The sequence below is a fragment of the Sulfurimonas aquatica genome, from assembly GCF_017357825.1.
Taxonomy (GTDB): domain Bacteria; phylum Campylobacterota; class Campylobacteria; order Campylobacterales; family Sulfurimonadaceae; genus Sulfurimonas; species Sulfurimonas aquatica.
This window is the reverse complement of the sequence record NZ_CP046072.1, coordinates 2,113,491-2,139,525: the sequence shown is the minus strand read 5'-3', so window position 1 is coordinate 2,139,525 and position 26,035 is coordinate 2,113,491. Positions and strand designations below refer to the sequence as shown.

At 34.5% G+C, this 26,035-nt stretch carries 30 protein-coding genes; 21 read left to right on the top strand and 9 right to left on the bottom strand.

Annotation, left to right across the window (positions count from 1 at the left end; all coding sequences use genetic code 11):
* Positions 1 to 4: 4 nt before the first annotated feature.
* The 12 genes from pth (at position 5) to GJV85_RS10115 (ending at position 12,195) form a co-directional block, all read left to right on the top strand.
* A complete protein-coding gene (gene pth / locus GJV85_RS10170) occupies positions 5 to 559 on the top strand; it encodes an aminoacyl-tRNA hydrolase (RefSeq protein WP_207561274.1) in 555 nt (184 codons plus the stop codon).
* Positions 553 to 1,623: an LptF/LptG family permease gene (locus tag GJV85_RS10165; protein ID WP_207561273.1), complete on the top strand. Its 1,071-nt coding sequence runs from the start codon at positions 553 to 555 to the stop codon at positions 1,621 to 1,623. The genes pth and GJV85_RS10165 overlap by 7 nt, the downstream gene beginning before the upstream one ends.
* Before the next feature lie 71 nt (positions 1,624 to 1,694).
* The gene (gene lysA, locus GJV85_RS10160; protein ID WP_207561272.1) at positions 1,695 to 2,906 is read left to right on the top strand and encodes a diaminopimelate decarboxylase; all 1,212 of its coding nucleotides are present in this window, start codon (positions 1,695 to 1,697) and stop codon (positions 2,904 to 2,906) included.
* 16 nt (positions 2,907 to 2,922) lie between these two features.
* Positions 2,923 to 3,714 (top strand): HAD-IIA family hydrolase, encoded by a 792-nt coding sequence (locus GJV85_RS10155; protein WP_207561271.1) that lies wholly within the window; start codon positions 2,923 to 2,925, stop codon positions 3,712 to 3,714.
* Positions 3,711 to 4,790, top strand: a complete 1,080-nt coding sequence (gene pheA, locus GJV85_RS10150) for a prephenate dehydratase (protein ID WP_207561270.1) — start codon at positions 3,711 to 3,713, stop codon at positions 4,788 to 4,790. The genes GJV85_RS10155 and pheA overlap by 4 nt, the downstream gene beginning before the upstream one ends.
* Positions 4,790 to 5,884, top strand: a complete 1,095-nt coding sequence (gene hisC, locus GJV85_RS10145) for a histidinol-phosphate transaminase (RefSeq protein WP_207561269.1) — start codon at positions 4,790 to 4,792, stop codon at positions 5,882 to 5,884. The genes pheA and hisC overlap by 1 nt, the downstream gene beginning before the upstream one ends.
* A gap of 19 nt (positions 5,885 to 5,903) precedes the next feature.
* Positions 5,904 to 7,610 carry a flagellar basal-body MS-ring/collar protein FliF gene (gene fliF / locus GJV85_RS10140; protein ID WP_207561268.1) on the top strand — a complete coding sequence of 569 codons (1,707 nt, stop codon included), beginning with the start codon at positions 5,904 to 5,906 and terminating at the stop codon, positions 7,608 to 7,610.
* An 11-nt stretch (positions 7,611 to 7,621) separates the two neighbouring features.
* Positions 7,622 to 8,650, top strand: a complete 1,029-nt coding sequence (gene fliG, locus GJV85_RS10135; protein ID WP_207561267.1) for a flagellar motor switch protein FliG — start codon at positions 7,622 to 7,624, stop codon at positions 8,648 to 8,650.
* A 4-nt stretch (positions 8,651 to 8,654) separates the two neighbouring features.
* Positions 8,655 to 9,443, top strand: a complete 789-nt coding sequence (gene fliH / locus GJV85_RS10130) for a flagellar assembly protein FliH (RefSeq protein ID WP_207561266.1) — start codon at positions 8,655 to 8,657, stop codon at positions 9,441 to 9,443.
* Positions 9,444 to 9,449: 6 nt separating this feature from the next.
* Complete coding sequence (dxs, locus tag GJV85_RS10125; protein ID WP_207561265.1) at positions 9,450 to 11,261, top strand: 1-deoxy-D-xylulose-5-phosphate synthase; 1,812 nt, start codon at positions 9,450 to 9,452, stop codon at positions 11,259 to 11,261.
* A gap of 94 nt (positions 11,262 to 11,355) precedes the next feature.
* Complete coding sequence (locus GJV85_RS10120) at positions 11,356 to 11,790, top strand: DUF4395 domain-containing protein (RefSeq protein ID WP_207561264.1); 435 nt, start codon at positions 11,356 to 11,358, stop codon at positions 11,788 to 11,790.
* The gene (locus tag GJV85_RS10115) at positions 11,791 to 12,195 is read left to right on the top strand and encodes an RrF2 family transcriptional regulator (protein ID WP_207561263.1); all 405 of its coding nucleotides are present in this window, start codon (positions 11,791 to 11,793) and stop codon (positions 12,193 to 12,195) included.
* Positions 12,196 to 12,197: 2 nt separating this feature from the next.
* Here GJV85_RS10115 and pgeF read toward each other — a convergent pair whose 3' ends face one another.
* A complete protein-coding gene (gene pgeF / locus GJV85_RS10110; protein ID WP_207561262.1) occupies positions 12,198 to 12,929 on the bottom strand; it encodes a peptidoglycan editing factor PgeF in 732 nt (243 codons plus the stop codon).
* Between the two features lie 33 nt (positions 12,930 to 12,962).
* Here pgeF and ovoA point away from each other — a divergent pair, with 33 nt between their 5' ends.
* Genes ovoA through GJV85_RS10090 form a run of 4 tightly spaced genes read left to right on the top strand, consistent with a single transcriptional unit; the run spans position 12,963 to position 16,885 of the window.
* Entirely contained in the window at positions 12,963 to 15,065 is a 2,103-nt protein-coding gene (gene ovoA / locus GJV85_RS10105) for a 5-histidylcysteine sulfoxide synthase (RefSeq protein WP_207561261.1), read from the top strand.
* Positions 15,050 to 16,258: a PatB family C-S lyase gene (locus GJV85_RS10100; protein WP_207561260.1), complete on the top strand. Its 1,209-nt coding sequence runs from the start codon at positions 15,050 to 15,052 to the stop codon at positions 16,256 to 16,258. The genes ovoA and GJV85_RS10100 overlap by 16 nt, the downstream gene beginning before the upstream one ends.
* The gene (locus tag GJV85_RS10095; RefSeq protein WP_207561259.1) at positions 16,245 to 16,466 is read left to right on the top strand and encodes a hypothetical protein; all 222 of its coding nucleotides are present in this window, start codon (positions 16,245 to 16,247) and stop codon (positions 16,464 to 16,466) included. Before GJV85_RS10100 ends, GJV85_RS10095 begins: the two co-directional genes overlap by 14 nt.
* A gap of 5 nt (positions 16,467 to 16,471) precedes the next feature.
* Complete coding sequence (locus tag GJV85_RS10090; protein WP_207561258.1) at positions 16,472 to 16,885, top strand: PNPOx family protein; 414 nt, start codon at positions 16,472 to 16,474, stop codon at positions 16,883 to 16,885.
* Here GJV85_RS10090 and GJV85_RS10085 read toward each other — a convergent pair.
* A complete protein-coding gene (locus tag GJV85_RS10085; RefSeq protein ID WP_207561257.1) occupies positions 16,872 to 17,045 on the bottom strand; it encodes a uracil-DNA glycosylase in 174 nt (57 codons plus the stop codon). The two genes, GJV85_RS10090 and GJV85_RS10085, sit on opposite strands and share 14 nt — an antisense overlap.
* 108 nt (positions 17,046 to 17,153) lie before the next feature.
* Between GJV85_RS10085 and GJV85_RS10080 the strand changes: the two genes are divergently transcribed.
* Positions 17,154 to 17,840 carry a dUTP diphosphatase gene (locus tag GJV85_RS10080; RefSeq protein ID WP_207561256.1) on the top strand — a complete coding sequence of 229 codons (687 nt, stop codon included), beginning with the start codon at positions 17,154 to 17,156 and terminating at the stop codon, positions 17,838 to 17,840.
* 3 nt (positions 17,841 to 17,843) lie between these two features.
* A complete protein-coding gene (locus GJV85_RS10075) occupies positions 17,844 to 18,419 on the top strand; it encodes an ATP-binding cassette domain-containing protein (RefSeq protein WP_207561255.1) in 576 nt (191 codons plus the stop codon).
* Here the strand turns inward: GJV85_RS10075 and crcB are convergent.
* The 7 genes from crcB to GJV85_RS10040 are packed head-to-tail and all read right to left on the bottom strand — an operon-like array spanning position 18,409 to position 23,440.
* Complete coding sequence (gene crcB / locus GJV85_RS10070; protein WP_207561254.1) at positions 18,409 to 18,798, bottom strand: fluoride efflux transporter CrcB; 390 nt, start codon at positions 18,796 to 18,798, stop codon at positions 18,409 to 18,411. The two genes, GJV85_RS10075 and crcB, sit on opposite strands and share 11 nt — an antisense overlap.
* Entirely contained in the window at positions 18,767 to 19,465 is a 699-nt protein-coding gene (locus GJV85_RS10065; protein WP_207561253.1) for a lysophospholipid acyltransferase family protein, read from the bottom strand. Before GJV85_RS10065 ends, crcB begins: the two co-directional genes overlap by 32 nt.
* Positions 19,443 to 20,489, bottom strand: a complete 1,047-nt coding sequence (locus GJV85_RS10060) for a hypothetical protein (RefSeq protein WP_207561252.1) — start codon at positions 20,487 to 20,489, stop codon at positions 19,443 to 19,445. Before GJV85_RS10060 ends, GJV85_RS10065 begins: the two co-directional genes overlap by 23 nt.
* On the bottom strand, positions 20,486 to 21,160 hold the full coding sequence (gene purQ / locus GJV85_RS10055) for a phosphoribosylformylglycinamidine synthase I (RefSeq protein WP_207561251.1): 675 nt from the start codon (positions 21,158 to 21,160) through the stop codon (positions 20,486 to 20,488). Before purQ ends, GJV85_RS10060 begins: the two co-directional genes overlap by 4 nt.
* Positions 21,160 to 21,399 carry a phosphoribosylformylglycinamidine synthase subunit PurS gene (gene purS / locus GJV85_RS10050; protein WP_207561250.1) on the bottom strand — a complete coding sequence of 80 codons (240 nt, stop codon included), beginning with the start codon at positions 21,397 to 21,399 and terminating at the stop codon, positions 21,160 to 21,162. Before purS ends, purQ begins: the two co-directional genes overlap by 1 nt.
* A gap of 3 nt (positions 21,400 to 21,402) precedes the next feature.
* Positions 21,403 to 22,116: a phosphoribosylaminoimidazolesuccinocarboxamide synthase gene (purC, locus tag GJV85_RS10045; protein ID WP_207561249.1), complete on the bottom strand. Its 714-nt coding sequence runs from the start codon at positions 22,114 to 22,116 to the stop codon at positions 21,403 to 21,405.
* Between the two features lie 4 nt (positions 22,117 to 22,120).
* The gene (locus tag GJV85_RS10040; protein ID WP_207561248.1) at positions 22,121 to 23,440 is read right to left on the bottom strand and encodes a S41 family peptidase; all 1,320 of its coding nucleotides are present in this window, start codon (positions 23,438 to 23,440) and stop codon (positions 22,121 to 22,123) included.
* Positions 23,441 to 23,582: 142 nt separating this feature from the next.
* Between GJV85_RS10040 and GJV85_RS10035 the strand changes: the two genes are divergently transcribed.
* Genes GJV85_RS10035 through hisD form a run of 3 tightly spaced genes read left to right on the top strand, consistent with a single transcriptional unit; the run spans position 23,583 to position 25,823 of the window.
* Positions 23,583 to 24,098: a shikimate kinase gene (locus GJV85_RS10035; protein ID WP_207561247.1), complete on the top strand. Its 516-nt coding sequence runs from the start codon at positions 23,583 to 23,585 to the stop codon at positions 24,096 to 24,098.
* Positions 24,091 to 24,528 (top strand): thioredoxin family protein, encoded by a 438-nt coding sequence (locus tag GJV85_RS10030; RefSeq protein WP_207561246.1) that lies wholly within the window; start codon positions 24,091 to 24,093, stop codon positions 24,526 to 24,528. The genes GJV85_RS10035 and GJV85_RS10030 overlap by 8 nt, the downstream gene beginning before the upstream one ends.
* Before the next feature lie 2 nt (positions 24,529 to 24,530).
* On the top strand, positions 24,531 to 25,823 hold the full coding sequence (gene hisD, locus GJV85_RS10025) for a histidinol dehydrogenase (protein ID WP_207561245.1): 1,293 nt from the start codon (positions 24,531 to 24,533) through the stop codon (positions 25,821 to 25,823).
* The last annotated feature ends 212 nt before the right edge of the window (positions 25,824 to 26,035 follow it).

Genomic DNA, 26,035 nt, shown 5'->3' with positions numbered 1-26,035 from the left:
TAGCATGCTTATAGTCGGACTAGGGAATCCTGGATCTGACTATGAAAGTACACGCCATAACATTGGTTTTATGGTCATTGATGAGCTCTCATCAAGATTTAACGCCATAGATGTCACGTCAAGCTCGTTTCTTGGGCAAACTTTCAAATTTAAAAATCATTTTTTATTAAAACCACAAACATATATGAACCTCTCAGGTGACTCTGTCATTAAGGTTAAAAATTTTTATAAAGTAGAGAATGTTGTTGTAATACATGATGATTTAGACCTTCCCTTTGGAAGTCTGCGTTTTAAGTTGGGAGGTGGGCATGGTGGCCATAATGGACTCAAATCAATTGATTCTAAAATTTCTCGTGAGTACATTCGCATTAGAATGGGTATCGGAAAGCCTGAACACAAGGGAGAAGTCTCCTCCTATGTACTTGGTGCGTTTAATGAGGATCAAATAAAACATTTAGATGAGTTTATCTCTCATACATGTGACGCAGTGACTTTTTTACTTGAAAATTCTATGGAAGATACAAGTTCTAAGTATGCTATTAGGTCACTTAAGTGTTAGCCTTTAAGTATGTGGCCTTTCACTATCTAAAGTATTTTTTTATAATTCTTGGTGCTCTAGTCATGTTCTTGGTTGGATTTGACTACATGGGCAATACCGATGGCCTCTCAAAATCTGCAAATTTACTTTTAATATATCTAGTATATAAATCTTTTTTTGCCATAGATATGCTCCTTCCAATTGCATTGGTATTTGCCATGATATCAACAAAAATATTTTTAATACGATCAAACGCGCTTGTTTCCTTTTTTTCTTTAGGATACTCAAGAGTCGATATTCTACGCCCTTTCGTTGTCGTCTCTACAAGTATAATAGTTATTTTTATCTCTCTTCACTCTTGGTCTAGTTTTGCTAGAGCAGATGAATTTTCTAACAATATTAAAAAGAACTCTCAGTATTTAAGTCCAACTAGAGACCTTTTCTTTACATATAAAGGGCAGTATGTATATTTTTCCAAGATGCTTCCCTTGCAAGAAAAAGCAGAGGGGATACGTGTATTTAGTATAAAAAACAACTCATTAAAAGAGGTTGTAGTAGCATCCTCAGCAGTATATAGGGATGAATACTGGCTAATAAAAGAAGCGGACGTCATTACAAAACCTGATGAGCTAAGTTTCACCTCAAATGGAATAAAAATAAGTAAATCAAATGATTTGAAAATATTAGAAGGATTCCGTCCGAAAATTTTAGATCAGGTTTATGAGGGAAAAGTTAACTTTACCATTAAAAACGCTATAGACGCAATCATACTTTTAAATGGTCAGAACATAAATACTAGTAGCATTAAAGGCGCGCTTTATAAGATTTTCATCTATCCATTTTTTGTGCCATTTCTTATAATTATCATCTTTTTCTTTGTTCCAATAAGCGTGCGTTTTCTAAATGTTTCACTCTTTAGTTTTGGAGCCATTCTCTCAACTCTTTTGGTTTGGGGCATACTTTTTATGCTTATTGAACTCTCAAATACAAAAACAATTCCAAGTGAATTAGGCGTTATCGCTCCTATATTTTTACTTTTTATACTAGCCGCGTTGCAGTGGCGTAAATATAGAACAGCCACGTAAAACTACCTCTTAACACCAATATAAGCACATTTTAGATAAAATCACTTAAAAAAGAATTCGGAAATATTTATATGATTGATTTTAAAGAACTAGCAAATAAGTACCAAACGCCACTCTATGTATATGATTTTGATTACATGGCTGCTCAGTATGATGAGTTGAAAAGCGCTTTTAAAGGTAGAAAGTCCATTATCGCTTACGCTGTTAAGGCAAACTCAAACTTAAGCGTTGTCAAACATTTTGCAGATATGGGAAGTGGAGCTGATTGTGTCTCTATTGGAGAGGTGAGACGTGCCTTTTTGGCAGGAGTGCCTTCTTATAAAATTATTTTTTCTGGTGTTGGAAAGAGTGATGATGAGATTCGCGAAGCTATAGAAAAAGATATTTTATATATAAACGTTGAGAGTGAAGCGGAACTTGGTCGCGTTGAACTTATCGCCAAAGAGTTAGGCAAAGTATCACGTATTAGTATTCGCGTTAACCCAAACATAGATCCTAAAACGCATCCATATATTTCAACTGGTCTTCATGATAATAAGTTTGGTGTTGATTTAAATAGCGCTAAACGTATGTACATCAAAGCAAATAATTCAGAGCATCTAGATCCTGTTGGAATTCATTTTCATATAGGTTCACAACTAACGGAGTTAGAACCTATCCGCGAATCAGCAGAAATTGTTGCTGATTTAGTTCGCTCATTAGAGGGAATAAACATTGAGCTTAAGTTTTTTGATATCGGTGGTGGATTAGGAATTAGATACGATAATGAGATTACCATTAAGCCTTATGACTATGTTCAAGCTATTTTAGGAACATTGACTGCACTCGATTTAACTATTTTATGTGAGCCTGGCCGTTTCTTAACTGCAAACGCAGGCTATTTTATCTCAAAAGTACTGTACGAGAAGCAAAATGGAGAGAAAAAGTTTGTTGTTATAGATGGTGCGATGAATGATCTTTTACGCCCCTCACTTTATAATGCTTATCATAAGATAGACGTTATAACAGACTCAAAAGAGGAGCCACGGGCTGTAGATATCGTAGGTCCAGTATGTGAAAGTGGTGACTTTTTTGCTAAGAACTATCCACTACCCCCACTCAATCATAATGATTTAGTTATTGTAAACAGTGCTGGTGCATATGGATTTGGCATGGGAAGCAACTACAATACACGTGGACGTAGTGCAGAGGTGGCACTTGAGAGCGGAGAAGATAGACTCATAAGAAAGCGTGAAACTTTTGAAGATCTAATCGCTTTAGAGCAAGAGTTTTTAAAAGCTTAAATCAAGAGGATATGGTTTGTATTTCATAGATGTTCAGGGCACTCTTATTAGTGATGAAGATAAATCACCTATTCGTGGGAGCATAGAGTTTATAAACAATTTAAATATGCGAAATATTCCCTATATGGTTGTAACAAATAATACAAAGAAAAAATCATCAGATTTTTATGAATTTTTACAATCATTAGGATTTGAATTTTCATATGATAAATACATAGATCCTTTAATGCTGCTCGAATCAAGAGTTGATAAAGAAGCGGTAGCCGCTTATGGAGCAGATGAGTTTTTAGAAACACTCAAAAGCATGGGATATAAACTGGACTTTAATAATCCAAAAACGGTGCTAATAGCGATTAAAGAGAACTTTATGGCAGATGAATATGCGCAGATGATAGAGTTTATTCTTGCAGGCGCTACTCTTGTTGGAATGCATGAGACATCTATTTATGCAAAAAACTCTAAACGTTACCCTGGAGTTGGTGCAATTTTAAAGATGTTGGAGTTTGCTACAAGCTCTAGCTATGACGTAGTCGGTAAGCCAAGTATTTCTTTTTATTCTGAATCTCTTAAAAGACTGATGTCGCAAGATAGTAATGCGTCTTATGAGAATATCACTATGATTAGCGATGACGTTAAGGGCGACCTGGGTGGAGCTAAAGAGCTTGGCATGAATACTATTTTTGTAACTAGTGGAAAATATAAAACGCAAGATGAGATAGTGCCATTTTTAAAAGATGAGTTAAAACCAGATTTTATATATGCTGATATGCAAGATATTTTAGATCAATACAAGTTGGAGAAAATATGAAAACTTTAGATGATTGTAGAGTAGCTATAGACGCTATTGATAATGAGATATTAGAACTGCTTAATAAGCGAATGAAAGTCGTTGAGAGAGTTGGTGAAATTAAAAATGACACGGGTGGGGCCATCTATAGACCCGAGCGCGAAAAAGCCATTATTGAGAGACTGACTACGATGAGTAAAGAGAGCGGAGGAGTACTAAATAAAAGCGCAATTGAAGCGATCTATCTAGAAATATTTGCAGTTTCAAGAAACTTAGAGTTACCAGAACGTATAGCATACCTAGGACCTGAGGGAAGCTTTACTCACCAAGCTGCTGAGAGTAGATTTGGCGCAATGAGTGATTATTTATCATTAAACTCTATTCATTCAGTTTTTAAAACATTAGAGTCAAAACGTGCTAAATTTGGAGTAGTCCCAGTTGAAAATTCTCGTGATGGAATTGTAGGAGAGACGTTAGATTTACTCTCTAAAAGTTCTGTTAAAATTGTGGCAGAACTTTATATGCCGATACATATGTCATTTGCTACGAAGGCAAAAAAACTAGAAGACATTAAAAAAATATACTCAAAAGACAAGGGTTTTGGTCAATGTCGAGAATTTTTATCTGAACATGGCTTTGTTAATATCGACCAAATTCCCGTAGAATCAACTGCCAAGGCTGCTATTCTAGCAGCTGAAGATGAGAATTCAGCCGCAATATGTTCACATATAGCTGCGAAGCTTTATGGCATTCCTACAATGTTTGAAAACATAGAAGACGAACATGATAGCTCAACTCGTTTTATAATACTGAGCGACTTTAAAAACGCTATAAGCGGACATGATAAAACGTCAATATTAGTGCGATTAAAGGATGCGGTGGAAGCAGGTTCGCTTGTACACTTTTTACAGGACTTTGATGATCAAAAAATAAATCTATCTAAAATTGAGTCTCGTCCATCAAAAGATAAGAGTGGATTTGGATATTGGTTTTATATTGATTTTTATGGTCATATAGACGAGGCTAAAATTCAAAAAGTTTTAGAGAAACACACCAATGAAGTGACATGGCTTGGAAGTTATGTTAAAGGCGAATAATGAAATTTAATAAAAAATTAGAAAATATAAAAACTTATGAGGCTGGAAAGCCAATAGAGTTAGTCGTACGCGAGTTTGGAATTGAATCCACAGAGATTGTAAAACTTGCTTCAAATGAGAATCCTTATGGCTGTTCTACTAAAGTTCAAGATGCGGTAGGTGCTATTGTCAAAAAGATGTCGCTATACCCTGATGATAGTATGACAAGACTCAAAGACGCAGTGAAAAAACACTTTGACATTGAGGTTCCAAACATAATTATTGGTAGCGGAAGTGACCAAGTTATTGAATTTATCATGCATGCTAAGGCAGATTCTAATTCAAAAATATTAATGAACAGCGTTACGTTTGCCATGTATGAGATTTATGCAAAACATATAGGAGCTCAAGTAATTAGAACGGCGTCACAAGAGCATGATTTGGATGAGTTTTATGAACTTTATAAGGCCCAAAAACCAGAAATAATATTTTTATGTACTCCAAATAATCCAACGGGCGATGCTATTAGCACAACTGATTTAGTTGCGTTTATATCCAAGATAGATAGTGAGACATTAGTTGTTGTTGATGGCGCTTATATGGAGTATGCGGCATTTAAAGATAAAAATAAGAGTATAACTCCTAAAGAGTTAATAGAAAAATTTGACAACGTTATATATCTTGGTACATTTTCTAAAGCTTATGGACTTGGTGGAATGAGAGTTGGTTATGGAATATCAAATCCAAAAATAATTAAAGAGCTATATAAATTAAGACCACCTTTTAATATCACTACACTCTCTCTTGAAGCGGCGTCTGTTGCGATTGAAGACCAAGAGTTTGTAAATAATTGTATCGCATTAAATTTTGAAGAGATGAATCGTTATAAAGAGTTTGTAAATGAGAAAAATATAGATATAATAGAGAGTTATACAAACTTTGTTACTTTATGCCTCAATGATGCTCAAAATTCTACTCAAATATCGGACTCTTTACTTAGAAAAGGGATGATTGTGAGAGACTTAAGTGGTTATGGAATGAATGCAATTCGTGTAACAGTTGGAACAAAAGAACAAAACACTCGCTTTTTTGAACTAACATCAGAACTATTATAAAATTTAATATGAGACATTAATGGACTTTAAAGTACTTTTTTCACAATTAGTTGTTTTGTATGCAAAACTAACTAAACAGCAAAAGATTATCATCGCTATTGCAATTGCAGGGATTATAAGTTTTTTAATCTTTTTGGTAGTCTTTACTGCTAAAAAAAGCGAAAGAAGTAATTATGAAGTTCTATTTGATTCCTTAAGCTCCTCCGATGCGGCAAAAGTTGTAGAACAACTTGAAAAAGACTCCATTCCTTACGAACTTGGCGCAAATAATGTCATCAAGGTTCCAAGTTCAGCGGTTTATAAACAGCGAATTTCCATAGCTTCTTTAGGTATTCCTAAAGATAGTGGAGTAGGGTTCGAACTTTTTGATAAGCAGGAGTTTGGAGCTACAAGTTTTGATCAAAAAATTAAACATCTTCGTGCTTTAGAGGGAGAGCTCTCCAGAACAATTAACGCACTCGAGCCAATAGAAAAAGCAAGTGTAAGTTTAGCATTGCCAAAAGATACACTTTTTGTATCTAAGCAAGTTGAACCAACTGCTTCAGTAATGGTCGAGATGAAAGAGGATAGAGTTCTTTCAGCTAAGCAGGTCCGTGGTATCAAAAACTTAGTAGCAGCATCAGTTCCTAAACTTACCTCTTCAAATGTTATGTTGGTGAGTAGTAGTGGTGAGACACTAGGTGATGAAGATGAAATGGCTCAAATGGGTGAGCTCTCAACTGTTCAACAAAAGTACAAAGTAAAAGAAGAAAAAAAACGCCAAAATAAAATTTTAGAAGTTATCTCTCCTTTTGTCGGTGGCAAAGATAAAGTGGTAGCAGAGGTTAGCATAGAGTTTGACTTTTCTATTCAAAATTCTACGTCTGAAACATACGATCCTGAAAACGTAGTCAGAAGTGAGCAAGTAAGTGAAGAGAAACGTGATGGTGGCTCAGCTGAACCTGTAGGTGGTGTTCCGGGTACTGTTAGTAATATAGGTCCAGTGCAAGGGCTTAGTGGATCTAAAACAACTGAAAAATATGAAAAAAATACAGGTACAACAAATTACGAAGTAGGAAAAACAGTTAGCGTTGTAAAAAGTCAATTTGCAAGGATTAAACGCATCACTGCAGCTGTGCTTGTTGATGGTAAGTATAAAACAAAGATTGATGAAAATGGAGAGCCAACAGATGAAGTTGATTATGTTGCACTCGATGATGCAGATATTTCAGCGCTAAAATCACTAGTAAGTCGTTCTATTGGAATAGATGAAGATAGAGGTGATCAGATTAGTGTGCAGAACTTACAGTTTGATAGAGAAAAAACTGAAGCAGTTGCAGACAGTGTTACGAATGCACTTGCTATGAGTGAAGCATATTTAGCACCATTTACTGGATTGTTCAAATACCTGTTTGTACTTATACTCTTATTTATACTTTATAAAAAAATCATATCTCCATTTGCTGATAAAATGCTGGAAGTTTCTCGTGAAGAAGAGGAACTTGAGAGTCCAGTATTAAATGTGGAAGATGACGAAGAAGAAGATTTAGTAGAAAAAGTACAAGCAATGCGTAAAAAAGTTGAGGATCAACTAGGTGTTGGTGAAGGATTTAATGAAGATGAACTTAAATATGACGTTATACTTGACAAAGTAAGAACAATGGCAGATGATGCACCAGAAGATATTGCAGCTCTTCTTCAAGCATTAATAAGTGAAGAGTCAGGTATACCTGGCCAAAAGTCTTAAGGAATTAATATATGGCAAATTTAACTCCACAACAGCAGGCAGTTTTTGATGAGATGAGTATGTCTGAAAAAATTGCTATTTTGCTTCTTCAACTTGGAGAAGACACTACAGCGGCTATTTTTGCGGCTATGAGTGTTGATAGCATTACTGAAGTCTCAAAATTTATCGTAGCAAATACAAGTATAGATAGGGCCGTCGCCACTGCTATACTTGAAGAGTTTCACGCGATCTTTCAATCTGGACAGTATCTAACAAGTGGAGGTATGGAGTATGCGCGTGAGCTACTTCATAGAACTCTTGGCCCAGATGAAGCTAAAAAAGTTTTGGAAAAACTCTCCAAAAATATGCAAAATACACAAAACTTTGCATATCTATCTAAAATTAAACCGCAGCAACTCTCGGACTTTATTATAAATGAGCATCCACAAACAATTGCCCTTATTTTGGCACATATGGATGCGACAGAAGCTGCAGATACCCTTCAGTTCTTCCCAGACGAGTTACGAAGTGAAGTAGCGATGAGAATGGCTAAACTTGGAGATATATCTCCATCAGTTATTAAGCGAGTCTCCGCAGTACTAGAATCAAAGCTAGAATCACTCGCTTCATATAAAGTTGAAGTGGGTGGTCCACGTGCTGTTGCTGATGTGTTTAATCGTCTTGGTGCTAAGAGTTCTAAATCAACACTCTCAAATATTGAGCAGGTAGATGAAGAGTTAGCAACACTTATTAAAGAGATGATGTTTACCTTTGAAGATATTGTTTCACTTGATAAACTTGCAATAGCTGAGATATTAAAAGCTGTGGATAAAGCAGATTTAATGCTAGGACTTAAATCTTCTCCAGAAGAGCTTAAAGAGAAGTTTTTCTCAGCTATGAGTGAGCGTGCTCGTGAAGCATTTGAAGAAGAGATGCAGTTCCTTGGTGCTGTTAAGATGAAAGATGTTGAGGTAGCTCAGAGAAAAATAGTTGAAGTTGTAAATGGTCTAGCAGAAGCTGGAACTATTCAGATGGGTTCAACTGAAGAGATGATAGAGTAGTATAATGGCATCAATAATTCCAAATGATTCAATAGAATCACACAGTGTAGATAAATATAAATTTAAAGTAATCTCTTCAGCACCAAAATCTACTAGCTCCAATGGTGAGGAAATTAATGGTGGCTATACAAAAGAGTACCATCCAAAAGCAAGAGCAAGTGACATAGACTCAAGTGCATTAAGCAGTAGTTCTAAAGAGTCTCTTATTGAATCTCTTATGCAAAAAACAGATGAAATGTCCTCAAATTTTATTAAGTTACAGATGAAGTTAGAGGCTAAAGAAGAAGAGTATAAGAAGCAACTAGAAATTGCAAAAGAAGAGGCTTATGCTGAGGGTATGGAAGTAGGAGCTGCAAAAGCACTAAAAGATATTGAACGCAGTGGAAATAGCTCTATGGAACTTTTTGCATCTTCGGTTGCTAAGTTAGAGCATAGTGCTACAGAGTTTGAGTCAGCGCTTGAAGGTATTAAAAGTGAATTGATTTCAGCTGCTTTAGATATATCTCAAGAGGTCATTAAAGTAGAAATAGCTAATAACTCTTCAGAGATTGCTAAGGTTCTTTCAGAAGAGTTAATAAAAGAGTTACAATCAGCGTCAAAAATTACATTAAAAGTAAATCCAAAAAATCATGGAAGTTTATCAGAATCACTTGGTAAACTTGGGCATATTGAGATAGTTTCAGATAGTGCTATAAGTGAAGGTGGAGTTGTAGTAATGAGTGATGCTGGAAATATAGATGCACAAGTATCAAAAAGATTTCAAAGAGTTAAAAAAGCCGCTTTAAGTGAGTAAAAATATATGAATATAAAATCAAAAACAGTTCAAGAACTCGAAGTAATATGCGCCGACATACGCGAAGAAATATTGAGAGTTGTGAGTAAAAATGGTGGACACTTAAGTTCAACGCTTGGCGCTACCGAACTTATTGTTGCAATGCATAAGGTCTTTGACTCAGGTAGTGACCCTTTTATTTTTGACGTGTCACATCAGGCGTATGCACATAAGCTTTTGACAGATAGATGGGAAGAGTTTGATACTCTGCGTCAATTTGATGGAATGTGTGGTTACACAAAACCTAGTGAGTCTGAGCATGATTATTTTGTTGCTGGACATAGTTCAACTTCTATCTCTTTAGGAGTAGGCGCCGCAAAGGCTATAGCCTTGAAAAATGAGCAAGACTCTAGAATTCCGGTCGTTATGATTGGCGATGGTTCAATGACGGCTGGAATGGTCTATGAAGCGCTTAATGAATTGGGTGATAGAAAGTATCCGATGGTTATTATCCTTAATGACAATGAGATGAGTATAGCAAAGCCAATAGGTGCAATAAGCCGAATGTTAAGCTCAGCAATGGCTGGTTCTTTTTATCAAAAGTTTAAACACCATACTGAAAATTTTGTCGATAACTTTGGTGAAGGGGCTCACTACATCGCTAAAAAAATGGAGGAGAGTCTTAAGCTTATCACGCCAGGAATAATGTTTGAAGAGATGGGCATAGATTATATAGGTCCCATTGATGGACATAACTTAGAATCTCTTATAGATATACTTCAAAAAGCAAAGAAACTTGGTAAGCCTGTCATTGTTCATGCTCAGACAATTAAAGGAAAAGGCTATCAAATAGCAGAAGGACAAGAAGAGAAGTGGCATGGTGTTGGACCATTTGATCTTGATAGTGGAGATTCATCTAAAAAAAGTTCATCTAAAAGTGCTACACAAATATATACAGAAGCTCTTCTTCATCTTGCAAAAAATAATGAGAAAATTGTAGGGGCTACTGCTGCTATGCCTAGTGGAACGGGATTAACACAACTCATAGATGCTTATCCAGATAGATTTTGGGATGTTGCTATTGCAGAACAACATGCAGTAACATCAATGAGTGCTTTAGCTAAAGAGGGCTTTAAGCCATTTTGTACAATCTACTCTACTTTTTTACAACGCGGCGTCGATCAAGTTATTCATGACACATGTTTAATGGATTTACCTGTTGTTTTTGCACTTGATCGTGCTGGAATTGTCGGTGAAGATGGAGAGACTCATCAGGGTGTATTTGACATTAGTTTTTTACGAGCCATTCCAAATATGACACTTTTTGCTCCAAGAGATGAGAAGTCTTTTCATCAAGCAATGGCATTTGCCGCTGAGTATGAGCACCCATGCTCTTTGCGTTACCCTAGAGGCTCTTTTAAAGAGTGTAATTTAGCTGAGTCTTCTCCTTTTGAATTAGGAAAATCGCAACTATTAAAGACAGCTAATAGCGACACTCTTTTTATTGGCTATGGAAATGGGGTGGGACGTGCATATGAGACTTCATTATTACTAGATAAAGAGGTAACTATTTTAGATTTACGTTTTGTAAAACCGTTAGATGAAGAGATGCTATTTGATATGGCAAAAAAACATACTAAATGGTATGTATTCTCAGATAGCTCTAAAATGGGTGGCGTTGGTTCTGCTATCTTAGAATTTTTTGCAAGAAACAAAATTACAAATATTAATCTTACTAGTTTTGAATATGAAGATGAGTTTATTACTCATGGAAATACTCTTAAAGTAGAAGAGTCTTTAGGGTTATTGCCATCCCAGTTAGTGCAAAAGATAGATTAGAATCCATAGTAATCCACTATGTTTACTTTACTTTAAAGTGATTATTTAATAATATTGCGAAAATTAATAAGAACATTAAGTAAAAGGGTCTCTAATGAATGGCAAATCTTGTCCAGTATCATTTGTAAAAGTTGATGGAAATGTGGCTAGAATTACTGCCTTTTATGTAGGAATTTTATTTACTACATATTTATTTACTCACAACACATATATAGTTTATTTTTTGATTTTAGACTTTGCTACAAGACTTTTTATAGAAAAAGAGTATAGTCTAATGCATATTATAAGCTTTAAAACAAAACAAATTTTACATATACGTAGTGTTATGGTTGATTCTGCAGCTAAGCGTTTAGCTGCTTACTTTGGACTCATATTTTTAGTGTTTATTGCTATTATTAGTGCAATGAACATTACTGTTCTTTTTTATATTTTAAGTATTACTCTTTTGGCATGTATAGTTTTAGAAGTACTCTTTTCATACTGTTTAGGGTGTAAAATTTACCATATCTATAAGAAAATAGTAATTTAAATGGTTGGTGTATCAACGAAAGGAGTCTATGCCATAGCTGCTATGCATGCTCTCTATCATGCTCCAAAATCAAGATTAATGCAGATAAAAGAGATAGCCGCCGTTACACAAATATCTCATGGTTATCTAGAACAAATTCTCTCAACACTTAAAAAAGATGGTTTTGTTACAAGTGTCAGAGGGGCAAACGGAGGCTATAAACTTTCTTGTGAGGCTAAGGATATTGTTGTATTGGATATTTTAGAATCAGTAGAAGGACAGTTTTTCCTTCCACATGAAAATTCCGGTGCTAGTGTTATACTTGAATCATTTTGGGTTGATGCTCAAAGTAAAGTAAGAGAAGTTTTTAATATTAAACTCTCAGACCTAGACCAATCTTTTCAAACTTATTTTTATGAGATATAAAACTATTGAGCATTAAGGTAGATAAGTCCACAAAATCTACCAGTTTTATTTTCTGCGCGGTAGGAGTAATACTTTTCACGTAAACAGCATGTACACTCTGTGGATATTTCAATATTTTTCTCTTTTACTCCTGCGCTTAAGAGTTGCTTGTGAAGGATTGTACTAATATCCAGATAATACTTTTCATCTCTAATCTGTATTGAATACTCTAGATTAAGTAGTTTTGCTTCATCATATATCTCAGAACCTACTTCATAACAACAACTTTTAATACTTGGACCTATGCTGACTATAATATTCTCTGGCTTAGAGTTGTACTCTTTTGCCAAACTGCTGACTACATTTTGTACAATATTTTTAAAACTGCCCGCTCTTCCCGCATGTGCTACAGCTATAACTTTTTTTTCTGAATCATAAAATAGAATAGGTGAACAATCAGCTACCATAACCATAAGAGGAGTAGCTACTTTATTAGTTATGAGAGCATCACAGGTTGGAGGAGTTTTAAAGTTGTCATTATCATTTACAATATGTACCATATCAGAATGAATTTGTTGCATATGTACAAGTTCGTTTATAGGATAACCCATACTCTTTGCTAAGTTTTCATGGTTTTGGATTACTTGAAGATTATCATCACCTACATGAAATGCAAGGTTTAGGTCTTTCTGAGTTGTAAAGGTGTAAGTTATTTCATGAAACTTATTTAATATAGATGTTTGATTAATTAGCATATAATAATTATAACAAAATCTAAAGGAATTTTTTTGAGTAAACTGAGTAGATATTCTCCGTTACTGTATGGCGATAGTATTGAGACTAAACGCCAAGAGATAAAAGAGTACTTTCATAATACATTTGATCTTTTTGAAAAAGTGTTTGAAGTTCTTAAAGATGATGATGTATTTTATAAAAAGTCTGAAATCACTCGTCATCCAATGATATTTTATTTTGGACATACCGCTACGTTTTACATTAATAAACTTATGGCAATGAAAGTTATTTCACAGCGAATTAATCCAAGCTATGAGTCTATATTTGCCGTAGGTGTTGATGAGATGTCATGGGATGATATGGAGAACGCAAGATCCAATTGGCCAGAGGTTACAGACGTAAGAGCATATAGGAATAGGGTGAGAGAACTTGTTGATGAGCTGATTACAACTATACCACTCTCTTTACCAATTACCCAAAAGTCTGCTATGTGGATTATTCTTATGGGGATTGAGCATGAGAGAATTCATATTGAGACGTCATTAGTACTACATAGACAGATGCCCATCGAACTTGTAAAAGAGACGGTTGATTTTCCTATATGTACAAAAAGCTCAAAAGCACCAATGAATGAGCTTGTTGAAATAAAAGGTTGTGATATTCACCTTGGAGTAGAAAAGCCATCTCATGCGCTATATGGCTGGGACAATGAATATGGGGCGTTTAATCAAGACATACCTGACTTTAAAGCATCGAAATATCTTGTTAGTAATGGCGAATTTATGGAGTTTGTACTAGATGGCGGCTATGAGAACAAAGAGTTATGGAGCGATGAGGGAAAAGAGTTTTTAGAACTCACTGGTGTAAAACATCCACCTTTTTGGATTTTTAAAGATGGCGTTTATAAATATAGAACACTCGCTTTAGAGATAGAAATGCCAGATGATTGGCCCGTTGAAGTTAACGCACTAGAAGCAGAAGCATTTTGTAGATATAAAGAAAACAAGAGTGGAGTATCTTATACTCTTCCAAGCGAAGTAGAATACAGAGCTATTTATAATCAAGCGCAAATAAAAGATATTCCAGACTTTCATGAGAGTAGAGCTAATCTGGATTTTTATCACTATGCAAGTTCTTGTCCTGTGAATGAGTTTGATTTTCATGGCATTTATGACGTTGTAGGAAACGTATGGCAGTGGAGTAGAACTCCAATCCGTCCTTTTGATGGTTTTAAAGTACATGAAGCTTATGATGACTTTTCTGTTCCAACGTTTGATGAGAAGCATGCTCTTATACTGGGCTCGTCATGGGCAAGCAGTGGAAATTTAATAACAAAGCATTCTAGATATGCTTTTAGACGACATTTTTATCAAAATGCGGGTTTTAGATACGTAGTTACAAATACAAAGGATGAAGAAGTGGCAGATATATATGAGAGTGACGAGTTAGTTTCGCAGTATTGTGAATTTCAGTATGGAGATACGCATTTTGGCGTTGAAAATTTTGCCAAGTCTACGGCAGCTATTGCCTCAAAGTATGCAATTAACAGAGGTAAAGCGCTTGACCTTGGTTGTGCAACGGGAAGAGCAACATTTGAGTTGGCAAAAACATTTGATGAAGTAGAGGGCATTGATTTCTCGGTGCGTTTCGTTCAGGTTGGGGCGAAGTTAAAGTCAGACTCTTATGTCGCGTTTAGTACTCTTGAAGAGGGAAGCTTAGCAACAAATAAGAAAGTTACAATTTCAGAGTTGGGATATGATTCGTTAAAAGAGAAGGTCTCTTTTTGGCAGGGCGATGCTTGTAATCTAAAGCCAAACTTTACTTCTTATGACCTTATAATGGCAACAAACCTTATAGATAGACTCTATAATCCAAGATTATTTTTAGATACTATAGATGAGAGACTTAATAAAGATGGCATATTAATGATTACCTCTCCATATACATGGCAAGAGAGTTCTACAAAAAAAGAGTTTTGGCTTGGTGGTTTTTCAGATGAAAGTGGTAAAGAAGTGAAAACTATAGAGAGTTTACAAACTGTTTTAGGCGATAAATTTGAACTTATCCATAGAGAAGATTTGGAATTTGTCATTAAAGAGACGGCGCGTAAGTACCAACATACAATTTCAGAGGTTAGTATATGGAAGAAAAAGTAAGTTATGATTTTTCACATAGTGCTTGTAGAAAAGATACGAATGCTGAGAAATATACCTTAAGAGAAGAACTTTTTGGAACAGTTGACGTGGAACCTGCCTGGGTTGCCGATATGGATATAGATACTCCAGACTTTGTTTTAAATGCTGTGAGAAAAAGGCTTGATCATCCTATCATAGGTTATGAAGAGGTTCCTGATTCCGCCTTTGAAGCTCAGTGCTCTTGGCTTGAAAAAAGACATGGAATATCTTATAAGAGAGCTGATATGATCTACTCTCACTCCGTGGTTGCTTCCATCCGTGTGGCAATAGAAGCGTTTACTAAAAAAGGAGAAGGAGTAATAGTTCAAACACCAATATACCCTCCATTTTTTCATAGTGTCTTAGAGCTTGAGAGAAAATTTGTAAAAAATCCACTTAAAAAAAGAGAAGATGGAAAATACGCTTTTGACATACAAGATTTAAAATCAAAAATAGACTCTGATACGAAGTTACTTCTATTATGTTCTCCTCATAACCCTGTTGGAAGAGTTTGGACAAGAGAAGAGCTACTGTCAATCCTAGAAGTTTGTATAGAAAATAATATAGTTGTTCTTGCAGATGAGGTACACTCTGATTTAGTTTATGGAGAAAATAAACATATTCCTTTTGCATCACTCTCTAAAGCGGCAAGCGATATAACTCTTAGTACGTATGGCGTTGGTAAAACATTTAACATGGCTGGTTTTGCTATGAGTAGTGTAGCTATCCATAATCAAGAGCTTAAAGAGAAGTTTTTAAAAGCTTATAATAGAATACATTTTGCACAAGGAAGTGTTCTCTCTCATGTGGCGTTTGAAGCGGCTTATAAAGAGGGAGAGTATTGGTTAGAAGATCTTAAAAAGCATCTCTACTCCAATTATTTACAACTTGAAGAACTCTGTCATGAGTATAATGAGTTTCTTAAGTTAACGCCGATTGAAGCTACTTACTTAGCTTGGATAGATTGTCATGGCCTTGAGCTAAAAGATAAAAAAATCAGAGAATTCTTCATAAACGAAGCTAAGCTTGGGCTCAATGCCGGAATAAGCTTTGGACGAGAGGGAAGTGGCTATATGAGGTTGAACTTTGCTGTTTCATCTGCTAAAATGTTACTTATAATTGAAAGATTAAAAACCGCACTTGAGAATAGAAGGAAAAGCCTTGGCAACAATTAACTGGGATGAGTACAAAGAACATAAAAAATATAGTACAAAAGATGATAATTTTGACATGCTATTAGAGTTTATTAAAAGTTACTACAATATGAGCAGTCCAAATGAGATATATAAAATGCTTACTGATGACTCCATAGCACAAATGATGCTTGACAAGCGCTCTATAAATGATGCTGAAACTTTAGAGAACTATCTTTATAAGCTCTAAAGTTAATGAAGGATAGTCTTTTTAGAATTCACTCCTTTATTCAAGAACACCATGTCATGTCTCTTGCAACGTTTTATGAAGATGAGATAAGCTCTTGTAGCCTCTTTTATGTTTATGATGAATCGAGTCAATCATTTGTTGTTGCAAGTAGCATGGAAACAACACACATACTCCATATAAACAATAATCCAAAAATTGCAGGTAATATCCTTTTAGAGACTAAAGAGATAGGAAATATTCAAGGTGTTCAATTTAAGGGTATTTTTTTAGAGTTGCGAGATGAAAAATTTAAAAAAGAGTATTTTAAAAGATTTCCATATGCTAAAGCACTCTCGCCTAAGCTTTGGAAGATAGAGGTGAATAGTTTTAAAATGACTGATAATCGACTAGGTTTTGCTAAAAAAATTATTTGGCCATAGTTTTTTGTTTAAACATGGAACAATCTGATCCACTACTTTGAAATACTACTAATGATGGAATCTGAGGAGATTTAAAACCATAAGCTTTACAGCCATGAGGTTTATTTGCTTCCCATGTTACAAAATAGTACTCACATTTTCTACAATTAATTCTTTTCATATTCTCTTTTCATTAAATAACCTTTTTTAAGTGTTGAATTCTAGCATATTAGATAAAATATGCAAATAAATTCTTTTTACAAGAAGCCTAAAAAATCAAAGGATATAAATGGATAAGATTTTACTTATGTTACAGCTTCAAAATCAACTTAATGATGCAACAAATGGAGATGAATGGACAAAAGGTATAACAAAGAACCATAAAACTATTAACTGGAGACGCTGTATATATATGGAGTGTGCTGAAATGGTAGATAGTTTTTCATGGAAGCACTGGAAAAGCATTGATAAAGAGCCTGATTGGGATAATCATCAAATTGAAGTTGTTGATGTATGGCATTTTATTATGAGCTTAGCTATTGAGAACTACTCACAAAACTTAAGAGGTGGTGTAGAAGATTTAGGAATCAATATTTCACAACTTCCTAGTTTCGCAACAATAGATATAAAATCAGACTCTTTTTCATCACAAGATGAAGTTATTGATAAAATAGAGAATATTATGCGTTTAGTTTTGAGTAAAAAAGAGTTAAAACTTGAAGAGCTTATATCAGACTTTTTTGATTTAGTCGTTATGAGCGGTTTAGACTTAGAGACGCTTTATAGACTCTACGTTGGCAAAAACATACTCAATCAGTTCCGTCAAGATAACGGATACAAAGATGGGTCGTATATAAAAGTTTGGAATGGAGAAGAGGACAATGTTGTAATGAAGCGTATCTGGGAAGAAAATTCAGATATAAAGCCAGACCATCTCTACAAAGAGCTGACTAAGAGCTATTTAGCATTAACATAGGAAATGAATTTGAGTACTCTTTTAGAAGTAAAAAACTTATCTTTTGGTTTTACAAAGGATAAGTTACTTTTAAAAGACTTTAATATCTCTTTAAAAAGAGGTGAGATTAAAGCGATAGTAGGAGAGAGTGGAGCTGGCAAAAGTACACTTTTTGAACTTATTCTAGGAAATATAAAACCTTTAAGTGGAGAGATAAAAGTAAGTTCATATTCTCAAGTTTTTCAGGACCCATATAGCTCTTTTCATCCAAGCTACACACTCTTAAATCAAATAGAAGATGTAGCCCTTACAGATGAGTTAGAAAAATATCTCTTAATTTTAAACCTTGAGAAGAGCCTACTCTTGAAATTGCCACATGAGCTCTCAGGTGGACAGCTTCAGCGTGCTTCTATCCTACGTGCTATACTTATGAAACCTGATGTACTTCTTTTAGACGAGCCAACATCGGCTCTTGATAATGTTATTCAGCTTGAGGTTATGGGAATGCTGGTTAAGCATTTAGATAGTATGGCTATGCTACTTATTACACATGATATTGAATTAGCAAGATGGTGTGCGGACGAGATAGTTAAAATTTAACGACATTGTTAATAAGGTAGTACCCACTCCCAGCCATAAAAATAGTTCCAAAAAGATTTAGAGACATATTAGTAAGTGCTAAAACTATGTTACCACCTTGAAGAAGTAAAAAACTCTCCATAGCAAATGTTGAGTATGTAGTAAGTGCACCTAAAATTCCCGTAGTTAGAAATGATTTCATATGTACAGAGAAGATAGTCGTATGCATAAAGTAAGCGATTAAACAACCCATTATAAAGCTACCAAGTAGGTTTACCCCGAGTGTTCCAAAAGGGAGTATATGAGAGACCCTCTGAGAGATAAGACCATTTAAATAAGAACGCAGTACCGCTCCAATAAAGCCACCGCTACCTATTGCTATTATTGCTTGCCAACTCATCATCATACACCTTTTGCATTTTTATTCGTAAGTCACTCAGCCAATTTTCATCATTTTTATCTGCTATAAAAGAATCCATATAAACTACTTTAATATCTTTTGGCATATAGAAAAAATGTTTAATATCATAACATGAAGCAGTTTCAACTAATACAATGGGTTGTACTTTTAGCTGATTCATATCTGCAATTACTTTCGCTCCAGATTTAAAGGGAAGCATTCTTCCTGTTCGAGAGCGTGTTCCTTCTGGAAACATAGTTATGACTCGTTTTTTTGCGAGTCTGTCTTTTGCTGCTCGAAGTAGTTTTACTAGAGATGTTTTACTCTCGCGTTCAACTTCAATATCTTCTGGTAAACTCATGGCAAGACCAAAAAAAGGAACATCAAAAAGCGCTTTCTTCGCTACCCAAGCTAGGTCTTTTTTTGTTATTGTTTCCATAACGCCAATGTCTAAATCACTCTGGTGGTTTATAAGAAACATCTGCACTTGAGGGTCCTCTTCTCCTTTTACTGTTGTGGAGAAAAAGATAGTTAGACGAATGAACCATGCAGCTATTTTTCTAGAATAGGGCCTTGGCATGATTGGATACATAAGGATGGAAAGAGCCAGAGAGAAAAAGATAATAGCGGTAGCTATTAACCAATTAATATGAGCAAGTATCTTCATTTCTCACCCATCCAATTTTTTCATTTTGTAGTTTTACTTTTATAAAGCCTTTTACTGAACCCTCTTTTGTGAGAGTGTATCTAGAAGATGTGGTCTCAAATATAGTTCCATTTAAAACTGGAAGAAGATGAATCTGCACACCTTTTTTTATGCATATATCTTTTTGTGGAATTGATAAATATCCTATATAGACTAAAGGAATGAGAATCATAATTAGATATATATATTTTCTTCTATAAAGTATGAAAATAAAAGCTACAACTGCTACTCCAGCTGCAATATTTATTTTCAATCTCTCTCGTGATTGATCTTTTGGCTTTAAATCACTTTGTGTTGTTACACTGTCATCATTAACAATTATGGGAATTTGAATGAGTTCAAACCTATTGTCTACAAGATTAAAGTATGAGAACTCAAAGTTTTCCATTTTTTTATCTACTATCACAAAATAGGTTATACGTGACTCATCGTAGGATTGACTTATTGACTCAACACCCTGTTTGTAAACATTTTCAAAATTCATTGTAGAGATATCTGTATTAAATCCAGATGCTACAAAGATAATGATATTGTGCTTATTATCGTAACTAGTTGTTTTGTACTCAACTAACTCGAGTTTATTTGCAATAATATTAGAAAAATTCTTTTTTGGGTTTAACGTGATTACATTAAGCTCTTTACCAATAACTGTACTACTATCATACTCTAAAGAAGCGACTAATGAAGCTGTAACATCAGGAAGTTTAGCCCACTTTTGGGTACTCATAAAGAAAAATGTATCGTAAAAATATTTACCTTTATACTCTCTTTGTGGCTCTGAAGTTAAGAGTTTTAGGCCACTATGATTTGAAAAGTCATAAATAATGTCCTCAAAATCTTTAACAGTTGAGAGGGCTTTTAGTGTTATAGGGAATATTTCACCTTTTATTACTCTTTGAGGTGCTTCACTATAACTTAAGTAGATTACTTTATTTGCATATAATGAAGTGATAAAAAGAAGAGTAGTAAAAAGTAGTTTTATCACGATTGAAGGAAACCTTTTAACATATTTACTCCATCGTTTGAGCCAAGAATCATCTCCATTGCACGCTCAGGATGGGGCATTAAGCCAAATACATTTTTCTCTTTATTGCAAACACCAGCAATGGCATTTACACTTCCATTAGGGTTTAAAGTATTACCTTGTTTGTCACTGTAGGTTAAGAGAATTTGATTGTTATCTTTTAAGTCTTGAAGTCCACTTTCATTTATATAGTAGTTTCCATCATGATGAGCTATTGGGATATTAACTACATCTCCATTATTTAGTTCTTCTAAAAATATATTGTCGTTATTTTCAACTTTTAGATGATGATATTTAGAGATAAAGTGAAGCCCATCATTGCGCTTAAGTGCACCAGGGAGTAAACCAGCTTCAGTTAAAACCTGAAAACCATTACAGATTCCCAAAACTTTGCCACCATTGTTAGCATACTCTGTTACAGCTTTCATAACAGGAGAAAACTTTGCTATAGCACCACTTCGAAGATAGTCACCATAAGAAAAACCACCAGCCACAACTAAAAGGTTAGTATCACTAGGAATTGACTCAGATTTATGCCATATTATCTCTGTTGTAGCTCCAAGGCTTTCAAAGGCATGTTGTGTATCATATTCACAGTTTGTTCCTGGAAATTGTAAAATTGAAACCTTCATTAAACTAGCTCTATCTCATAATCTTCAATTACTGTGTTAGCTAAAAGTTCTTCACACATCTTTTGGACATCACTCATTGCTTGTGTCTTATCTTCAGTATCTAGTTGTAAAACTATCTGTTTTCCTACACGCACATCATTTACACCACTGAAGTGAAGAGAATCTAGTGCATGATGCACCGCTTTTCCTTGAGAGTCTAAAACACCTGTTTTTAAAGATACATTTACTATTGCTTTCATTTATTAATTTCCTAATATTCTTTGTAATACTTGCTCATAAGCTACTTTTAACCCACCTAAACCTTGACGGAATCTATCTTTATCCATCTTCTCTCCACTCTCTATATCCCAAAAACGACAATTATCAGGTGAAATTTCATCAATAAGAATTATATTTCCATTTGAATCTTTACCAAACTCTAACTTGAAGTCAACAAGATTAAGACCCTTGTCTGCAAAATAAGGCTTTAATATGTCATTTACTTGGCGAGCCATACGACGAAGTTTATCTAGTTCATCTTGATAATCTACTAAGCCTAAAATAAGAGCATGCTGATCATTAAGTTTTGGATCACCTAGCGCATCATCTTTGTAGTCAAACTCTACAAGCGTAAATGGTAGAACTTTTCCATCTTCTATTCCAAGATTTCTTGATAGTGAACCTGTCGCAATATTACGAACTATAACTTCTATTAAGATTACATCAACTTTTTTGTGAAGCATATGATTATCATCTAACATCTCTACGAAGTGAGTCTGAATTCCATTAGCTTCTAAAAGCTTAAATAGCTCAGTGGAAATCTTGTTGTTTAGTGCACCTTTTCCAGATTCACTAGATTTTTTCTCACCATTAAACGCTGTTAAATCATCTTTAAATTCTGAAATAACTAAGTTCTCATCATCTGTTAAAAATAATTTTTTAGCTTTACCTTCATAGAGGAGTCCTCTTTTTTCCATACATTTATCCTTTAATTATAACAAGAGCTTTGATAATATCTACAGCTTCTTTGAGTTGAATATCTTTAGTAAGCATTTCTGACGTAATTATATCTTTATTCTCTTTTTTATCTTCTTTTATTTCATCTTTTTTTCCATCAACTTTTTCAAGTTCTTCTTCAAGGTGCTGTTTTAAGTCAGATTCTTTAATTGCAAACTCATTTTTACGAGTTTTTACTTCACCTGGAGCAACTTCAATATCTGGTTTTACTCCAACGGCTTGGATGGTTCTTCCACTAGGTAGATAGTATCTTGCAATAGTAAGTTTAATAGCTTCATCGTTTGTTATAGGTAGAACTACTTGAACACTTCCTTTTCCAAAAGTGTTCTCTCCTACTAAAACAGCTCGTTTATGGTCTTGAAGTGCTCCACTAACAATTTCAGAAGCACTAGCACTTCCACCATTTATAAGAACAACCATAGGTACTTTTGTAAGAGTCGCTCTAGAAGACGCCGTAAATGTTTTCGCGTCACTCTCTTGACGCCCTTTTTGAGATACGATATCACCTTTGTCTACAAAGAGGTCAACCAAGTCGACTGCTTGATCTAAGAGTCCACCAGGATTGTTCCTTAAATCTAAAATAATGCCTTTAGTAGTAGCTTTTCTTTTTTTAATCTCTTTTGCAACATCTGCTGCAACTTTTTGATCAAAGCTTGCGACTCTTATGTAAAGAGTATCATCATTAATTGTTTTAACATGAACAGATTCTATAGTAATAATACCACGGACGATATGAATAACTAGTGGTTTCATTTCACCTTTTCTGACTATTGTTACATCGATTGGATCACCAACTTTTCCTCTCATCAGAGAGACTGCTTCATCTATAGTCATACTTATTGTCGATTTCTCATCAATTTTTAAAATAATGTCGCCAGATTGAAGTCCTGCTTTATCTGCTGGAGTACCGTCTATAGGGGATATGACTGTCAATGCTCCATCTTTCATTCCTACAGTGATACCAAGCCCACCAAACTCACCACTTGTTTGCACTTTTAACTTTTTATAATCTTTTTTAGTCAAGTAGTTTGAATGAGCATCGAGATTTTGCATCATTCCATCAAGTGCCTTGTCCATTAGCTCTTCAATAGTTATGTCATCAACATTGTATTGTTCAACTATACCAATTACCTTAGTAAACTTTGCAAGAGATTGCAGTCTTGATGTTTCACTCTCTTTGGGAACTAGTTTTGAACTCTCAGCAAAAAGATTTGAGCTAAACAGAAGACCAAGAGATAATGTTACAGATGCAAATCCAAGTGTAATGAATTTTTTGTTTTTCATATTTAAACCTATGATATATTTTTAAAGAGTTATTATACCTTGAGTTATTAAATCAAAGTGGCAAATTCTTTATACTAAGGTTTTTAGAAGTGCCCTTTATATATAATAGCACTTAATTAACATAGGGTAGGGATAGATATTTATGAAAAATGTTATCTTGATTGGTTTTATGGGTGTTGGTAAAGGAAGTGTGGCAAGAGAGGTGATCAAATCATCTGAGTATATTGCTATTGATACTGATGACCTCATAGAGAGTATGGAAAATAGAAAAATTAAGAATATTTTCGAAACAGATGGTGAAGAGTATTTTAGAAATTTAGAAAAAAATGTTTCGCTCTGGTTGGAAGCTAGTGTAAAAAATACACTTGTATCAACTGGTGGAGGTTTTTATAAGCAAAAAAATCTAAAAAAGATTGGTATAATAGTCCTACTTGATTCTCCGTTTGATGAAATTATTAAAAGAATAGAAGCGCATCCAAATGCAGCAAAAAAGTTAAAGAAACGTCCTCTTTTGAAAGATTTAAAAAAAGCTAAAGAACTTTATAAAGCTAGACGACCGGAATACTTAAAACTTGCAGATATAGTTGTGGACGTAACAAACAAGAGTGCGTCTGAGTGCTCAAAAGAATTACTTAAAAAGGTGAAAAAATATGCATAAATTGATTATAAGTTTTTTATTACTCTTAGTAACTACCCTTGTAGCATCTGAGAGTACAGTTAAAATAAACTGGGCAAAAGATTTTGATTCAGGAATTTCTCAAGCAAAAAAAGAGAACAAGCCAGTTCTTTTTGTTTACTCAAGACACTCATGTAAATATTGTGTAATTTTAGAAGAGACTACATTTTCAAATATAGATGTTATAAACTCTCTAAACAAAGATTTTGTCTCTATTATCGCTTATAGTGATGAGAATGATGCAATGCCTAGAGAGTTATGGAGACCAGGCACACCAACAATGTGGTTTTTAAAATCAGATGGAAATCCTATGTATCAACCTCTAATGGGTGCAATGGATGAGACGAACTTTTTAAAAGCACTAGAGATTGTGAAGATGGACTTTAATAAAATAAAAAAGAGTGGAAAATAGATATGATGTTTATAAAATCTAACGCAAGTGATTTTAGTGAGAAGTTTGAAGAACTTTTAGGTCGTGGTAAGATGGACATAGCACATGTAAGTGCTATAGTTGGAAATATAATAGAAGAGATAAAAACTCAAAAAAATGCTGCACTTATACAGCACATCACTAAATTTGACAACTGGACGCCATCTTCAGATGATGAGTTGAAAATATCTACTGAGTCGATGAGTAAAGCATACGATAATTTAGATACAAAGTTAAAGTCTGCACTACATTTAGCATATGATAGAATTAAACTTTATCATGAAAAACAAAAACCAAAATCATGGTTTGACACAGAAGAAAATGGAACTATTTTAGGCCAAAAAGTAACCGCTGTTGATAGTGCGGGACTTTATATACCAGGTGGAAAAGCAGCTTACCCATCATCACTACTTATGAATGTTATTCCTGCTCAAGTTGCAGGAGTTGAAAATATTGTTGTTTGTACACCAACACCAGACAATGAACCAAATGAACTTTTACTTGCCGCTTGTCACTTATGTGGAGTAACTCAAGTTTTTAAAGTTGGAGGGGCAAGTGCAATTGCTGCGATGGCTTATGGAACTGAAAATATTCCTAAGGTTGACGTTATCACTGGACCTGGGAATATTTTTGTTGCAACTGCAAAAAAGATGGTTTTTGGTGATGTGAATATCGACATGATTGCTGGACCGAGTGAAATAGGAATTTTAGCAGATGATAGTGCTAATGCAAACCACTTAGCAATTGACCTGCTCTCTCAAGCAGAACATGATGAAATGGCAAGTTCAATCCTAATAACACCATCTCAAAAGTTAGCAGATGAAGTGAAGGTGGAACTTGAAAATTGGTTGCTTAAACTTCCACGCCAAGAGATAGCAAGAAAGTCCATAGAAGAACGCGGTGCTATTATCGTAACAGCTGATATGGATGAAGCTATTAAACTTATGAATGACATCGCGCCAGAACATTTAGAAGTAGCAACTGTATCACCATTTGATTTACTTCCATTTATAAAACATGCAGGTGCAATATTTTTAGGGCACAATACTCCTGAAGCAATTGGTGACTATGTTGCAGGTCCAAATCATACACTTCCAACAGGTGGAACAGCTAAATTTTACTCGCCACTTGGTGTTGAAGATTTTATGAAAAAGAGTTCTATAATTTCATTTAGTCAGAAGGCTATCAATGAGATAGGTCAAGAGTGTGCTTTAATAGCGAATACTGAAGGCCTTACTGCCCACGAACAGTCTGTAAGAGTGCGTTTAACTAAGTAATAACTAATTTATAGTCTAAGATAAGTTAATCTAAGGCTATAGTAGTAATTAAGGAGATTTAGTTACTCTTAACTTATCTTTTACTTAAACACTCTATTAGTAAAATAAATTCAATTTTCTACTCTCAAAATTACACATCAACAAAAATATATCTAAATAAAATTACAAATTTATAACTCCCTTAAGGTAAGTTAGATAATATAACCGTAGTT

Coding starts and splice junctions, on each gene's coding strand:
- lysA (WP_207561272.1), top strand. CDS start 1,695: ATGATTGATTTTAAAGAACTAGCAAATAAGTACCAAACGCCACTCTAT.
- hisD (WP_207561245.1), top strand. CDS start 24,531: ATGATGTTTATAAAATCTAACGCAAGTGATTTTAGTGAGAAGTTTGAA.
- fliG (WP_207561267.1), top strand. CDS start 7,622: ATGGCAAATTTAACTCCACAACAGCAGGCAGTTTTTGATGAGATGAGT.
- fliF (WP_207561268.1), top strand. CDS start 5,904: ATGGACTTTAAAGTACTTTTTTCACAATTAGTTGTTTTGTATGCAAAA.
- GJV85_RS10075 (WP_207561255.1), top strand. CDS start 17,844: ATGAATTTGAGTACTCTTTTAGAAGTAAAAAACTTATCTTTTGGTTTT.
- fliH (WP_207561266.1), top strand. CDS start 8,655: ATGGCATCAATAATTCCAAATGATTCAATAGAATCACACAGTGTAGAT.
- purQ (WP_207561251.1), bottom strand. CDS start 21,160: ATGAAGGTTTCAATTTTACAATTTCCAGGAACAAACTGTGAATATGAT.
- purS (WP_207561250.1), bottom strand. CDS start 21,399: ATGAAAGCAATAGTAAATGTATCTTTAAAAACAGGTGTTTTAGACTCT.
- pheA (WP_207561270.1), top strand. CDS start 3,711: ATGAAAACTTTAGATGATTGTAGAGTAGCTATAGACGCTATTGATAAT.
- GJV85_RS10100 (WP_207561260.1), top strand. CDS start 15,050: ATGGAAGAAAAAGTAAGTTATGATTTTTCACATAGTGCTTGTAGAAAA.
- GJV85_RS10080 (WP_207561256.1), top strand. CDS start 17,154: ATGGATAAGATTTTACTTATGTTACAGCTTCAAAATCAACTTAATGAT.
- GJV85_RS10115 (WP_207561263.1), top strand. CDS start 11,791: ATGGTTGGTGTATCAACGAAAGGAGTCTATGCCATAGCTGCTATGCAT.
- GJV85_RS10035 (WP_207561247.1), top strand. CDS start 23,583: ATGAAAAATGTTATCTTGATTGGTTTTATGGGTGTTGGTAAAGGAAGT.
- GJV85_RS10085 (WP_207561257.1), bottom strand. CDS start 17,045: ATGAAAAGAATTAATTGTAGAAAATGTGAGTACTATTTTGTAACATGG.
- dxs (WP_207561265.1), top strand. CDS start 9,450: ATGAATATAAAATCAAAAACAGTTCAAGAACTCGAAGTAATATGCGCC.
- GJV85_RS10040 (WP_207561248.1), bottom strand. CDS start 23,440: ATGAAAAACAAAAAATTCATTACACTTGGATTTGCATCTGTAACATTA.
- pgeF (WP_207561262.1), bottom strand. CDS start 12,929: ATGCTAATTAATCAAACATCTATATTAAATAAGTTTCATGAAATAACT.
- GJV85_RS10090 (WP_207561258.1), top strand. CDS start 16,472: ATGAAGGATAGTCTTTTTAGAATTCACTCCTTTATTCAAGAACACCAT.
- crcB (WP_207561254.1), bottom strand. CDS start 18,798: ATGAGTTGGCAAGCAATAATAGCAATAGGTAGCGGTGGCTTTATTGGA.
- GJV85_RS10030 (WP_207561246.1), top strand. CDS start 24,091: ATGCATAAATTGATTATAAGTTTTTTATTACTCTTAGTAACTACCCTT.
- purC (WP_207561249.1), bottom strand. CDS start 22,116: ATGGAAAAAAGAGGACTCCTCTATGAAGGTAAAGCTAAAAAATTATTT.
- GJV85_RS10120 (WP_207561264.1), top strand. CDS start 11,356: ATGAATGGCAAATCTTGTCCAGTATCATTTGTAAAAGTTGATGGAAAT.
- pth (WP_207561274.1), top strand. CDS start 5: ATGCTTATAGTCGGACTAGGGAATCCTGGATCTGACTATGAAAGTACA.
- GJV85_RS10065 (WP_207561253.1), bottom strand. CDS start 19,465: ATGAAGATACTTGCTCATATTAATTGGTTAATAGCTACCGCTATTATC.
- hisC (WP_207561269.1), top strand. CDS start 4,790: ATGAAATTTAATAAAAAATTAGAAAATATAAAAACTTATGAGGCTGGA.